This is a genomic window from Stenotrophomonas sp. 704A1 (genome assembly GCF_030549525.1).
Classification (GTDB): domain Bacteria; phylum Pseudomonadota; class Gammaproteobacteria; order Xanthomonadales; family Xanthomonadaceae; genus Stenotrophomonas; species Stenotrophomonas tuberculopleuritidis.
On the sequence record NZ_CP130831.1, the window covers coordinates 4,650,113 to 4,662,854 of the forward strand.

Consider the following 12,742-nt stretch of genomic DNA (forward strand, 5'->3'; position numbering starts at 1 on the left):
AGCGCCGGGCCATGCCCGGCGGCTTTTCGCTCCGACAACAGGACGGTTCAATGAGTTACGACATGATGGTGTTCGAGACCAGCGCCGCCCCACGCGAGACCGCGGCTTTCATCGCCTGGTTCGAAAAGCAGACGCAGTGGAACGAGCGCCACGAGTACGACGACCCGGCGGTCAGCAGCCCGGCGCTGCAGGCATGGTTCGCGGAGATGGCGCAGGACTTCCCGCCGATGAACGGGCCGCTGAGCAACGACGATGACGACCGTGCCGAGGTGACCGAGTACAGCATCGGTAGTCAGGTGATCTACGGCGCGTTCGCCTACTCGGTGGCCGAGCGCGCGCATGGCCGCGTGCAGGACCTGGCCGAGAAACATGGCGTGGGCTTCTTCGACGTGAGTGCCGATGAAGCGGCGATCGTGTTCCCCGATGGCCTGGTACTGATCGCGTAGATCCACGCCATGCGTGGATGAGCAGCAGAACGTTCGGAACGCGCTCTTGTAGAGTCGAGCCTTGCTCGACTCCGTGGCCGATCAGCCGAGCACGGCTCGGCTCTACCGGAAGCGCATCGCCCCCCCGTCAGAACAACGTGCCCTGCACCGCAGGTTGTTCGATGCGTGCCGGTAGTTCGACCACCGCTTCCGCACCCAGCCGCCAGGCCAGGCCACCCAATCGGCTGGCGTGGCGTTTCAACGCAGCCTGCAGCACCTCTGCGCTGCCGGCCACGTGCAGGACCTGGCGGGCGCGGGTCAGGCCGGTGTAGACCAGTTCGCGCGACAGCACGCGGCTGTCCTGGCGCGGCAGCTGCAACCACACCTCATCGAACTCCGAGCCCTGTGCCTTGTGCACGGTCATCGCGAAGGCGCTTTCGTGCGCGGGCAGTGCGGCCGGGTGGAAGGCGCGCGGCTGGTCGACGCTGTCGCCGGGGAACCAGGCCACCATCGCGCCGCTGCCATCGCGCAGGCAGATGCCGATATCGCCGTTGAACAGGCGGTGCCGGTAGCTGTTCTCGGTGACCAGCAGCAGGCGGCCCTGGAAGTAGCCAGGGGCGTTACCGGCCAGCGACTGTTCGATGCGGCTGTTGAGCCCGCGCGCGCCCTGCGGGCCTTCGCGCAGCGCGGTCAGCACGCGCAGACGGCCGGCCTGCTGCAGGGCAAGTACCGGATCGGTCGCCTCGGCCAGGGCACGCCAGTGGCCGAGCAGGTGCTCGCGCTGGCCGCGCAGCGGATCGGCTTCGCCTTCGTGGAAGTGCACGCCGGCCAGTGAACCACCGCGCAGCAGCTGCAGCGCGGTGCTGCTGTCGCCGTCGCGCACGGCGTGTGCCAGCGGTGCCAGGTCCAGCGCATCACTCTGCCGGTAACCGCGCTGCAGCTGCACGCGGCGGCCGGCGAAGGCGCGTGGTGCCGCCTGCGGCTGCAAGGTGGCCGGCGCCAGCAGGCCGTGCAGCGCTTGGGCGTCGTCGGCGCGGGTGCCGATGCCATCACCGCTGGCGCGCAGGATCGCGCCGAGCACGTCGCCGGCCTCGACCGAGGGCAACTGATCGGGGTCGCCGAGCAGGATCAGGCGGGTGCCGCTGGCGATCGCGTCGACCAGCTTGGCCATCATCGGCAGGTCGATCATCGAGGCCTCGTCGACCACCACCACGTCCACCGGCAGCGGGTTGTCGGCATGGTGGCGGAAGCGCGGTGAATCGGGAATCACCCCGAGCAGGCGATGCAGGGTGGTGCCGGTACTGGGCAGCGCCGCGCACAGCGCCGTATCCAGTCCTTGTTCCTGCAGGCGTTGCACGGCGACGCGCAGGCTCTCGGCCATGCGCTCGGCGGCGCGCCCGGTAGGCGCGGCCAGCGCCACCTCGGGCAGCGGCTGGCCGGCGTGCCGGGCCTGCGCGGCCAGCAGCAGCAACAGCCGCGCGATGGTGGTGGTCTTGCCGGTGCCCGGGCCACCGGTGACCAGCGCCAGCGGGTGGCGCAGGGTCACGCCGGCGGCGCGTGCCTGGTGGTCCTCGCTGCCCGATGCCTGCGGGAACAGCTGCGCGAACAACGGCGCCAACGCGGCCATGTCCGGGGCCGGCAGCGGATGCCGGCCGATGCGCTGCAGCCCAGCCGCCAGCTGACGCTCGTACTCGCGGTAACGGCGCAGGTAGAGCAGGCCGTTTTCCAGCACCAGCGGTGCATCCGCGGCGATGGCATCGGCCTGCTCCGGCGTTGCGACCCACGGCGATGCGCGCAGCTGTGCCAGCCAGTCCTGTGCTGCGGGCCACTCGGGCACACCCTCCAGCAACCGCTGCGGTTGTGCCGGATCGAACGCGGCATGGCCCTGCGACACCGCCAGCGACGCAAGCGCCGCCGCCAGCGCCACACTCTCAGGCGTGTCGTCGCGCAGCCGCTGCAGGCTGGTCGCCAACGCGTGGTCGAGGGTGCGTAGCTGGCCTTTTCCGTGCAGTTCCTTCAGCAGGCTCATGCGCTGGCTCCACGCGCACGCGCGGCCAGTTCGGCCTGGGCCTGTTCGCCACCGGCGAACAGCGCGTCGAGCGCATCCACCAGCGCCAGCGGGAAACGGTCCACATGCACGCCATTGCCGGCCCGGTCCAGGCCGCGGCAGAACAGGTAGCGGATGCCTCCCATGTCACGCTCGTAGTCGTAGGCCGCGCCCAGCCGGAAGCGCAGCCAGCGGTGCAGGGCCACGGTATAGATCAACGCCTGCAGGTCGTACTCGCTGTGGCGCATGGCAATGGCCAGCAGGTCCGGGCTGTAGCCGGGCAACCGGTTGGACTTGTAGTCGAGCACGTACCAGCGCCCGTCACGCACGTAGGTCAGGTCGATCATGCCGGTCATCAGCCCTTCCAGACGACGGCGCTGGCCGAATCCCCGGCGGGCGCCGGAGACGCCATGCGCGTGCAGTACCTGCAGCAACGCCTGCACCGTGGTCGCTTCGATGGCGAAATGGAAGTCGATTTCCGCACGCCGCTCGCCTTCGCCGAGGCTGTGCAGCGCGCCGCCTTCGGGCAGCGGCACGGTGAGCGTATGGCCGACCAGCGGCACCAGCACGGCCACGCCATCGTCCAGATCGACATCGGCATAGCCTTCGTCGTGCAGCGCCTTGCGCAGCACCTCGGCCTGGCCCGCCGGCGCCTGCTGGCCGGGCTGCCAATCGCCCCAGGCCGCGAAGTCGACGTTCTCCATCGCTTCGTGCAGCACGTTGCCGAAGCGGCTGCCCATGAAGCGTGGATCGATCGGTGGGCTGTCCTCGGCCGCCGCTGCGGGTTCTGGCAGCGCCGGCTCCAGCGGCAGCTCCGGGCCCGCGGGTTCGTCGGCGGCGGGCGCCGGCAGCTCGGTGGCGGCCGCTTCGATATCACTGCCAGCGCCCGCATCGGCATGCGCCAGCTGGGTGAAGCTGTACACCCACCAGTCGTGCGGTACGCGCCGGGTCAGGGCACGCACCGCCGGAAGCTCACCGTCTACGTCGGCCGCCAGTTGCGGCAGCGTGGCCGGTGTCTCGCTGTCATCGATGTGCACGTCGGCCTGGGCGCGCAGCGCCTGCAGGTCGCCCAGCAACGGTGCCAGCCGTGTCCTGCCCAGCCCGGCCAGATCGCCCACGGCGATCCACAGCGCGTGTTCGGCACGGGTCAGACCGACATACAGCAGGCGCGCATCCTCGGCGCGCTGCTCACGCTCGCGCTGGGCACTGGCCGCTTCCCAGGCCGCGTCCCTGTCCAGCTTCCAGTGCAGCTGGCGCTGGCCGTCCACGTGCACCGTGCAGTGCGAGGCGGTGTTCGGTGCGCCACCGTCGATGCCGACGAACGGCAGGAACACCAGCGGGTATTCCAGGCCCTTGCTCTTGTGCAGGGTGATGATCTGTACACGCCGTGCGTCCGATTCCAGGCGCAGCAGCTGCTGCTCGTCATCCTGGTCAGCGCTGGCCATCTGCCCCTGCAGCCAGTCCAGCAGGCCATGCATGCCCAGCGCCTGTGCCGATGCCTCCTGCAGCAGTTCGCCCAGCTGCAGGTAATTGGTCAGGCGGCGCTCGCCATCAATCAGGGCCAGCAGGCGCTCGCCCTGTGCGGCACAGACATCGGCGATCACCGCGAACGGTCCGCCGCGCTGCCAGCGCTCGCGCCAGTGCAGCAGCTGCGCCTGGAACCCGCGTTGCAGGTCGCCCTCGCGCTCCATCGCCGCGATCGCACTGGCCCGCTGGCCCAGCAACACCGTGGCCAGCGCTGCCCGCAGGCGGCCTTCGTCGGCCGGTTGCAGCAGCGCCAGCAGCAGCGCGCGCAGATCACGTGCCTCACTGGTGGCGAACAGGCTCTGCTTTCCGGCTGCCACCGCGGGAATACCGACCGCTGCCAGCGCACGCTGCACCAGCGTCGCCTCGCGATGCGAGCGCACCAGCACCGCGATGTCCCCGGGCTGCACCGGGCGCCCACGCAACACCGCATTGCCCGCACGCGCCTCGACCAGGATCTGGTGGATCGCCGCCACACAGGCCCGGGTTGCCGCATCGCGCGAGGCGTCGGCACTCATCGCCTTGTCGCCGCCACTGCGCAGCACGCGTAGGGTCAGCGCCACGGCGGCGTGGCCATCGCGCAGGTAGTCCTCATCGCTGCGCACGCCACCGGGACGCACCGGCTCGAACTGGATGTCGCGCTCGAGGAAGGCGTCTTCGCCACCGTTGTCGTACAGCGCCTGCAGCGCGCGCAGCACCGCCGGTCGCGAGCGGAAGTTCTGGTCCAGCGCCGGCGCCTGCTGCGCCTCCTGCTTGGCTTTCAGGTAAGTGTGGATGTCGCCACCGCGGAATCCGTAGATCGCCTGCTTGGGATCACCGATCAGGAACAGCGCCGGCGCCAGGCCGAGCTCGCGCACCTCCGGCGAATCGCCGAACACGCTGTGGAAGATGCCCCACTGGCGGTCGTCGGTGTCCTGGAACTCATCGACCAGCGCGATGCGGTACTGCGCGCGCAGCTGCTTCACCAGCGCCGGCCGCTGCGGGCCTTCCAGGGCCACCGCCACGCCATCGATCAGATCGTCGTAGGTCTGTACCCGGCGTGTGCGCTTCAACGCCTGCAGGCGCTGCGCGGCGTCGGCGCGAAGCGCGTGCAGGAAATCCAGCGCGGTGGCACGCAACCAGGCATCGCGTTCGGCCAGCAGCGCGACATAGCGCGCCAACGGCGCCTGCAATGGCGACGATGGCGTGCGATCAGAGAATTTCCTGTTGGTCTTGTCGGCCAGCACCTCCGGCAGCAGTGCCGGCAGGCGCTCGCTGGCCAGCAGCTCGCGAGGGTCGGCGCGCTCGGCCCAGGCCAGCAGCTGCCGGCCCAGCGGGTGCAGCCAGCCCAGCTTGTAGGACACCCCGTTGATCCACTTGTTGTCGACAGCATCGCAGAGGTCGATGAAGAACTGCTCGCCATGCTCGCGCAGCGCCTGCTGCAGTTCGGCGGCGGTGGCCTGCAATGCCGGGTGCGGATCGGCCAGTGCCAGCGGCTGTGGCAACGGGTGCAGTGGCGGCGCAGCCAGCAGCGCGCGCAGATCGGCAGCCAGCGCATCGGGGTTGGACCACAGCCAGGTCAGGGGCTCCAGTGTGGCCGCGTCGTTGGCATGCACCCGCCACAGGTCAGCGGCCAGCTCCTCCAGCAACTCGCGGTCGCTGGCCAGCAGCTCCGGCGGGTCGAAGGTGTGGCCGCTCTCCAGCGCATGCTCGCGCAGCACGCGGGTACAGAAGCCGTGGATGGTGAAGATGGACGCCAGGTCGATTTCGTCGGCAGCCACCTGCAGGCGGCGCTTCAGGGCGGCGGCGCTCTCGGAACCGCCCTGCAGGTGGCGCTGCAGCACTTCCCGGGTCAGGCTCACATCCGGTGCTTCGCCCTCGGCCGGTTCCAGATCGACCAGGCGCGCGGCCAGCGCCAGGCGCTCGCGGATGCGCTTGCGCAGTTCCTGGGTGGCGGCGTCGGTGAAGGTCACCGCCAGGATCTGGCCGATGCGCAGGCCCTGCTCCACCACCAGGCGGGTGAACAGCGTGGCCAGGGTGAAGGTCTTGCCGGTACCGGCGCTGGCTTCGATCAGGCGGGTGCCGTGCAGCGGCAGGGCCAGGTAGGGGTCGCGGCTGGGCAATCCGATGCCGTCTTCGGCGATGGCGGTGTTCATGCGCTGCCCTCCTGGCGTGCTTCGGCGCCGAGGGTGCGGCCTTCGCGCACTGCGCTGAAGACCACCTGGCTGTTGCGCAGCAGGTCGGCATAGCTGGCGTCGGTGGCGAACGGGTCGGCACCGCGCAGCAGCAGCTGCCAGGCGTCGCTGCTGGATTCGCCCCAGCTGCGGTCGCTGCCATGCCACTGCTTCCAGCCTTCGCTGCGCTGCTTCTCGCCGGCCGTGGTGTACAGCACCCAGCCCGTGTACGGAGCGAAGCGAAGCGGTTCACGCAGGCCACGCTGGCGCAGCTGCAGCAGTGCGCGCAGCGCAGCGCGTGCGGCCGGAACGCTCAGTGCCGGCAGCACATGCGGGCCGGGACCGGCGTCGCCGCCATCGTGGAATTGCACCAGCGGCAGGGCATCGCCGGCCGCGTTGGCCAGCAGCCAGTCCAGCCCCTGGCGGATCACCGCAGTGCCATTGAGGGTGCCGACGCGCAGACGCACCAGCCCGCCGGGGTGCCGGTCCGCCACCCGGCCATGCAGGCGCACGCCATCGATCTCCACGTCGTAGCGGCGGCTTTCCAGCGGTTCGCCCTGCATCCAGCCCAGCAATGCACTGGCATACGGGCGCGTCTTCACCTGCTCCACCTCGAACTGGCGCTCGCCCAATGGGCCGGACGGCAGCAGGCCGCGCGCGCGCAGCCGCGGGTACAACGGCTCGGTATCGCCGCTGAGCGTGGCACGCACCACCGCCGCCTGCACGCTGCGCTTTTCCGGGCCGCGCGAGGACAGCACCAGCGGTTCCAGGTCATCGACCTCCTCGACATCGTCGGCCAGGCGCAGGCCCAGCGACTGCGCGAGGAACTGCCCGGCCGGGTCGCACAGGAAGCGGCGCAGGGTATCGAGCGCAACCTCGTCTTCCACCGCCTCGTCGAGCGGCGGCAAGGGCGCATCGAACCACGGCTGCAGGCCCCCACGCTGGCCGGTGAGACGGCCCGCCGCCGGGTGCCACTGCCGGCGATAGCTGAAGCGGCGTGGATCGCCATCACCGAACGCCGCCGGTGAGAACGGCTGCAGTGCGTGGCGCACGGTGAAGTCGCTGGTGGCCGCAGGCGGATCGAGGTGATACGCGGCGGCGGCATCGATCAGTTCGCTGACCAGTACCGAAGGCTCGCGCACGCTGCCGTCGCGCGGATCGGCGCCGAGATAGCTGAGATAGAACACGTCCTGCGCGGCCGCGAACAGCTGCAGGAACAGGAAGCGGTCATCCTCGCGGGTGGAGCGGTCGCCCGGACGGCGGCGCGGCGTATCCAGCTCGGCGGTGAGCTGGTTGAGGCCGGCCGCCGGGTCACGGCGCGGGAAATCGCCGTCGTTGAGACCCAGCACGCAGATCACCCGGAACGGCAGCAGGCGCATCGGCACCATGCGGCCGAAGCTGATGCCACCGGTCAGCAGCGGCGCGCGCGTATCGGCCTCGCCCAGCGCGCCGGCGAAGTGCGCGCGCACCACCTCCGGTGGCACTCCGTCCGCGAAGCCGGCCTTGGCGGCATCGTCGGCGAACTGGTTGAGCAGCTTGCGCAGCCGCTCCAGCGCGCGCTGGCTGTTGGGCGAGCTCGGTGCGGTCGGCAGCAGCGCGTCCAGCAGCGACAGCAGGCGCTGCCGCCACTGTGCCGGCGTCAGCAGCTCGCCGAGGCGACGCTGGTAGACCGCCAACACGCGCAACAGGCGCAGCAGCCGGTCCAGCGCCTCCAGCGCGCCGCCCTCCAGCTCGATCCACGGTGCGACACCGGCCAGGTCGGCCTCGCTGCCGGTTGCATGACCGAGCACCAGGCGATCCAGCGCGAACTGCCAGGTGTAGGCATCGTCGGCCGGTGCCTGGTGCTGGTTGCGGTGCTTCGCATCCAGGCCCCAGCGTGCACCGGCCTGCTGCAACCAGCCATGCAGGCGGTCGAAGTCCACCGCGTCCAGACCGGCCGCTTCAGCCAGCGGCGCACTGGCCAGCAGGTCCAGCACTTCGTTCAGGCCGAAGCGCGAGACCGGCAGGCCGAGCAGGTGGACGAACACATCGGCCAGCGGTTCACCGGCCAGCGGGCTGCTGTCGGCCAGCGCATAGGGAATGTGCTCCTCCTCGCCGCCACGGCCGCCGAACACCGCTTCCAGGTACGGCACGTAGGGGTCGATGTCCGGCGCCAGCACCGCGATCTCGCGCGCCTGCAGCGGCGGATCGAAGCGCGGGTCCTGCAGCAGGCTGCGCAGCTGGTCGTGCAGCACCTGCAGCTCGCGCAGGCGGGTATGGCAGGCATGCACCTGCAGGCTCGGGTCATCACGGCGCAGCCCGTCGCGCAGCGGCCCCGAAGGCAGCGCGCGACGGTGGAACAGATCGCGCTGCAGGCGGTGCAGCAGGCTGTCGGACAGGCCACCTTCGTCCAGGGTCGGGCGTGTGTCCTCTTCCGGATCGGAATAGGCGGCGATCTCGCCAGCCGGGTGCACCACCTCGTAACTGCCCAGCACCGCCATGAAGTCGCGGCCTGCCGCACCCCAGGCTTCCAGCAGGCGGTTCTCACCGGCCGCTTCACCGAAGGGATCGGGCGCGCCGCTGCGCAGGCGCTCGGCCAGGGTCTGCAGGTCGCCCCAGTACGACTGCACCGGGGTGGGCATGTAGAAGTGCAGCTCGCCGACCCGCGCCTGGGTGGCCATCACCCGCAGCACGTCGGGCGAGATGTTGAGCGTTGCGAATGCGGACATGCGCGGTGGCAGGCCCTTCGGCAAGGGCTGTCCGGCGCCTTCGAAACGGTCCAGGTACTCCTGGATGCGGCGCGCGCGATAGTCGTGGCCGTGGGTGATGGTGCGCCACAGGATCGCCTGCGGGTCGGCCGGATCGGCACCGGCGGCCCAGCGCAGCAGCCAGTCACGGCGCCAGGCCTGGTACTTCTCGAAGACCGAGGCCAGCTCCCCGGCCAGCGCCCACGGCTTCAGTGCGTCATCGCCGGCAAGATAGGACTGCAGCGCGCGCATCGGTGGCTGCGCCAGCAGCGCCGGATCACGCAGCGCCTGGTACAGCTTCCAATGCAGGCCGGCCGCGTCCAGGTCATCCTGCTCGCCGCTGATGTTGGCCTTCAGTGCGCGGGCCACGAACTCACCGGGGGTCAGGAATTCGAGATTGGCGGCAACGCCGAATTCTGCGGCCAGTGTCGCTTGCAGCCAGCGCCGCATCGCCACCTGCGGGATCAGCACCACTTCCGGCGCCAGCAACGGCTGGCCCGCAACCGGCGCACGCACGTTGCGCGCCAGCAGCGCGGCCAGCACGTCCAGGGAGTTGGAATGGTAGAGGCGGAAATCGCTGCCCGGGTCACTCATCATGCACAGTGTGCAGCACGGCAGGCAGTATTCAATGGTCAGCCCATCGCCGGTACGGATTGTTCCGGGCTGCCGGCCGATTGTCCCGGTCTGGCAGGGGCCGTGCCGTGCCACAATACTGGACCGTCCAGTCTGCTTATGTTCAGCCGGCTGACCCGATCCTTCAATGTCGAAAAAACGTTAAGGGTGCCCATGTCGGCTTCCATCTCCAGTCTGGTGCAGTTGTCCAACGTCCGCATCGACCGGAGCGGACGCACGATCCTGCGCGACGTATCGCTGCAGGTGCCGAAGGGCAGCATCACCGCTGTGCTCGGCCCGTCCGGCAGCGGCAAGTCGACCCTGCTGGCGGCGCTGACCGGCGAACTGCGCCCGGTCGCCGGCGAGGTCACCCTGTTCGGCAAGCCGATTCCGCGTGACAGCGGCGCGCTGCTGGAAATGCGCAAGAGCGTGGGTGTGCTGCTGCAGGGCAATGGCCTGCTGACCGACCTCACCGTGGCCGAGAACGTCGCGCTGCCGCTGCGCACCCACACCCGCCTGCCGGCTGCGGTACTGCGCCGGCTGGTGCAGATGAAGCTGCATGCGGTCGGCCTGCTGGCCGCTGCCGATGCCTGGCCGCGCGAACTGTCCGGCGGCATGGCCCGGCGCGTGGCGCTGGCCCGCGCGCTGGCGCTGGACCCGCCGCTGATGATCTACGACGAGCCGCTGACCGGGCTGGATCCGATCGCCTCTGGGGTGATCATGAGCCTGATCCAGCGCCTCAACCACAGCCTGGGCCTGACCAGCATCATCGTCAGCCACCACGTGCATGAGACCCTGCCGATCTGCGACCAGGTGATCGCGATCGCGAATGGCGGCATCGTGTTCCAGGGTACGCCGGAGGCGTTGCAGGCCAGCCAGGATCCGCTGCTGCGGCAGTTCCTGCACGGCCAGCCCGATGGCCCCATTCCCTTCGACGCCGCACCGCGCGCGAGGGTTGCCTGATGCCGTTCGTGCAAGCCACCCGCTCACTGGGCCGCGCCGGCCTGTTCTCGCTCACCGTGCTGCGCGGTTCTCTGCCCACGCGTGATTTCCTGGCCGAGCTGACCCGCGAGATCTACAAGATCGGCGCGCGCTCGCTGCCGATCATTGCCGTCGGTGGCGCCTTCGTCGGCCTGGTCCTGACCCTGCAGGGCTACCGCACGTTGACCACCTTCGGCGCGGCCGACGCGCTGTCGACCCTGCTGGGCCTGTCGCTGTACCGCGAACTGGCACCGGTGCTGACCGCGCTGCTGTTCATCGGCCGCGCCGGCAGCTCGATCGCCGCCGAACTGGGCCTGATGCGCGCCACCGACCAGATCAAGGCGCTGGAACTGATGGCCATCGACCCGGTGGCCAAGGCGGTGGCCCCGCGCTTCTGGGCGGCGGTGCTGACCGTGCCGCTGCTGACCGGCATCTTCTGTTCGCTGGCGATCAGCGCCAGCTATTTCGAAGCAGTGCATGTGCTGGGCCTGGACAACGGCGTGTTCTGGTCGGCGCTGCGCGGCAGCGTGGACTTCTGGGACGACTTCGGCGTGGCGATGCTGAAGTCGGCCATCTTCGGTGGCACCGCGGCCCTGGTGGCAGCCTACGTCGGCTTCCACGCCGAGCCGACCATCGAAGGCACCTCGGTGGCCACCACGCGTGCGGTGGTCAACGCCTCGCTGCTGGTGCTGATGTTCAACTTCGTACTGTCGGCAATGTTGTTCACCTAACCCTTCCCCGGCGGCGCGCATCGGCGCGCGGCCACCACGACTCGATCAGGTAATCCACATGGCCATCCGCGGTCCCAGACTCGAATTCTCCGTCGGCGCCTTCCTGCTGCTGGCCCTGGCCTCGCTGCTGGTGCTGGCCGTGGCCTCGACCAACCAGCGCTGGAGCTGGGGCGGCGAGGGCTACGAACTGAAGGCCCGCTTCTCGCAGGTCGGCCAGCTGCGCAAGCAGGCACCGGTGAAGATCGGCGGCGTCACCGTCGGCCAGGTCGCAGCCATCGACCTGGACCCGGTCAAGTTCGAATCGATCGTGACCCTGCGCATGGACAGCAAGGTCAAGGATCTGCCGGCCGATACCTCCGCCGGCATCTTCACCAGTGGTTTGCTCGGCGAGAGCTATATCGGTCTTCAGCCCGGTGGCGACCCCGACGTGCTCAAGCCCGGCGAGGAGATCGTCTTCACCCAGCCCGCCGTGGACCTGATCCAGCTCGTCGGCAAGTACATGTTCAGTGGCGGCGCCGGTGGCGGCGCTGCTCAGAAGCCCAACGATGGCGCGCAGGCGCCTGCAACGGAACCGCAACCATGAAGATGAAACTGATCCCGGCCCTGCTCGCCTCGTCGCTGCTGCTGGCCACCCCGTTCCTGGCCCAGGCACAGGCCGCCGCCCCCGCTGCCGCCGCCCCGCAGGGCCAGGCCGGCAAGGTGGTGATCGACGCCAGCACCCGCATCCTGGCCACCCTGCAGCAGCGCCGCGCCGAGTTCAGCAGCAACCCGGCCAGCCTGCGCAGCTACATCGACAGCGAACTCAACCGCACCTTCGACCGCGACTATGCCGCACGTCTGGTGCTGGGCACCCATGCCCGTGGCGCCGCCGATGCCGATATCAAGCTGTTCGCCAGCGCCATGGCCGACAACCTGATGCAGCGCTACGGTTCGACCCTGCTCAACATCCAGGGCAAGCCGAGCTTCCGCCTGAAGAGCGAGAGCCCGCTGCCGGGCAACCGCGGCGTCCGCGTGCTGACCGAACTGGTGCGCGCCGGCAGCGAGCCGACCCCGGTCGAGTACTGGATGCGCAATGAAGGTGGCCAGTGGAAGATCTTCGATGTGAACATCGAGGGCATCTCCTACGTGCAGACCTTCCGCAACCAGTTCGATGCGCCGCTGCGCCAGAAGGGCATCAAGCAGGTGGCCACCGAACTGCGCAGCGGCAGCATGCAGGCCGGGCCGGCTGGCAATGGCAAGTAAGACGCTGGCACTGCTGGAAGGCGACACCCTGCGCCTGCGCGGGGTGCTCGACCGTGCCGCGGTGATCGCGCTGTGGCCGCAGCTGCAGGCACTGCCGGCACAGTTGACGCGGCTGGAACTGGGGGAAGTCGAACGCGTGGACAGCGCCGGCCTTGCCCTGCTGGCCGAGCTGGCCGCGCGCGCCCGCAACGGTGGCCATCCGCTGGCGATTTCCGGCGCGCCGGCCGGCTACAACGAACTGAGCGCGGCCTATCGGCTGTCGCCCGACCTGGACTTCAACGCTACTTCTGCTGCGAGCTGA

9 protein-coding genes are annotated in these 12,742 nt (G+C 69.8%); 6 read left to right on the forward strand and 3 right to left on the reverse strand.

Annotated elements, in window-relative coordinates; genetic code table 11:
• The first annotated feature begins 50 nt into the window (after window positions 1-50).
• Entirely contained in the window at window positions 51-446 is a 396-nt protein-coding gene (locus Q5Z10_RS21200; protein ID WP_303637297.1) for a hypothetical protein, read from the forward strand.
• A gap of 127 nt (window positions 447-573) precedes the next feature.
• Here the strand turns inward: Q5Z10_RS21200 and recD are convergent, their stop codons facing one another.
• Genes recD through recC form a run of 3 tightly spaced genes read right to left on the reverse strand, consistent with a single transcriptional unit; the run spans window position 574 to window position 9,472 of the window.
• Window positions 574-2,454, reverse strand: a complete 1,881-nt coding sequence (gene recD / locus Q5Z10_RS21205; RefSeq protein ID WP_303637298.1) for an exodeoxyribonuclease V subunit alpha — start codon at window positions 2,452-2,454, stop codon at window positions 574-576.
• Window positions 2,451-6,131, reverse strand: a complete 3,681-nt coding sequence (gene recB, locus Q5Z10_RS21210) for an exodeoxyribonuclease V subunit beta (protein ID WP_303637299.1) — start codon at window positions 6,129-6,131, stop codon at window positions 2,451-2,453. Before recB ends, recD begins: the two co-directional genes overlap by 4 nt.
• Window positions 6,128-9,472 carry an exodeoxyribonuclease V subunit gamma gene (gene recC / locus Q5Z10_RS21215; RefSeq protein ID WP_303637300.1) on the reverse strand — a complete coding sequence of 1,115 codons (3,345 nt, stop codon included), beginning with the start codon at window positions 9,470-9,472 and terminating at the stop codon, window positions 6,128-6,130. Before recC ends, recB begins: the two co-directional genes overlap by 4 nt.
• Before the next feature lie 189 nt (window positions 9,473-9,661).
• On the opposite strand from recC, the gene Q5Z10_RS21220 reads away from it, so the two are divergent.
• Genes Q5Z10_RS21220 through Q5Z10_RS21240 form a run of 5 tightly spaced genes read left to right on the forward strand, consistent with a single transcriptional unit; the run spans window position 9,662 to window position 12,742 of the window.
• Window positions 9,662-10,450 (forward strand): ABC transporter ATP-binding protein, encoded by a 789-nt coding sequence (locus Q5Z10_RS21220; RefSeq protein WP_303637301.1) that lies wholly within the window; start codon window positions 9,662-9,664, stop codon window positions 10,448-10,450.
• A complete protein-coding gene (locus Q5Z10_RS21225; RefSeq protein WP_006404088.1) occupies window positions 10,450-11,199 on the forward strand; it encodes an MlaE family lipid ABC transporter permease subunit in 750 nt (249 codons plus the stop codon). Before Q5Z10_RS21220 ends, Q5Z10_RS21225 begins: the two co-directional genes overlap by 1 nt.
• Before the next feature lie 58 nt (window positions 11,200-11,257).
• The gene (mlaD, locus tag Q5Z10_RS21230) at window positions 11,258-11,782 is read left to right on the forward strand and encodes an outer membrane lipid asymmetry maintenance protein MlaD (protein WP_303637302.1); all 525 of its coding nucleotides are present in this window, start codon (window positions 11,258-11,260) and stop codon (window positions 11,780-11,782) included.
• Complete coding sequence (locus Q5Z10_RS21235; RefSeq protein WP_303637303.1) at window positions 11,779-12,441, forward strand: MlaC/ttg2D family ABC transporter substrate-binding protein; 663 nt, start codon at window positions 11,779-11,781, stop codon at window positions 12,439-12,441. Before mlaD ends, Q5Z10_RS21235 begins: the two co-directional genes overlap by 4 nt.
• The gene (locus Q5Z10_RS21240; protein ID WP_303637304.1) at window positions 12,431-12,742 is read left to right on the forward strand and encodes an STAS domain-containing protein; all 312 of its coding nucleotides are present in this window, start codon (window positions 12,431-12,433) and stop codon (window positions 12,740-12,742) included. Before Q5Z10_RS21235 ends, Q5Z10_RS21240 begins: the two co-directional genes overlap by 11 nt.

Bases quoted from the DNA above. Each gene is read 5' to 3' on its own strand.
- Q5Z10_RS21200 (WP_303637297.1), top strand. From the start codon at position 51: ATGAGTTACGACATGATGGTGTTCGAGACCAGCGCCGCCCCACGCGAG.
- recB (WP_303637299.1), bottom strand. From the start codon at position 6,131: ATGAACACCGCCATCGCCGAAGACGGCATCGGATTGCCCAGCCGCGAC.
- Q5Z10_RS21235 (WP_303637303.1), top strand. From the start codon at position 11,779: ATGAAGATGAAACTGATCCCGGCCCTGCTCGCCTCGTCGCTGCTGCTG.
- Q5Z10_RS21225 (WP_006404088.1), top strand. From the start codon at position 10,450: ATGCCGTTCGTGCAAGCCACCCGCTCACTGGGCCGCGCCGGCCTGTTC.
- recC (WP_303637300.1), bottom strand. From the start codon at position 9,472: ATGATGAGTGACCCGGGCAGCGATTTCCGCCTCTACCATTCCAACTCC.
- recD (WP_303637298.1), bottom strand. From the start codon at position 2,454: ATGAGCCTGCTGAAGGAACTGCACGGAAAAGGCCAGCTACGCACCCTC.
- Q5Z10_RS21220 (WP_303637301.1), top strand. From the start codon at position 9,662: ATGTCGGCTTCCATCTCCAGTCTGGTGCAGTTGTCCAACGTCCGCATC.
- Q5Z10_RS21240 (WP_303637304.1), top strand. From the start codon at position 12,431: ATGGCAAGTAAGACGCTGGCACTGCTGGAAGGCGACACCCTGCGCCTG.
- mlaD (WP_303637302.1), top strand. From the start codon at position 11,258: ATGGCCATCCGCGGTCCCAGACTCGAATTCTCCGTCGGCGCCTTCCTG.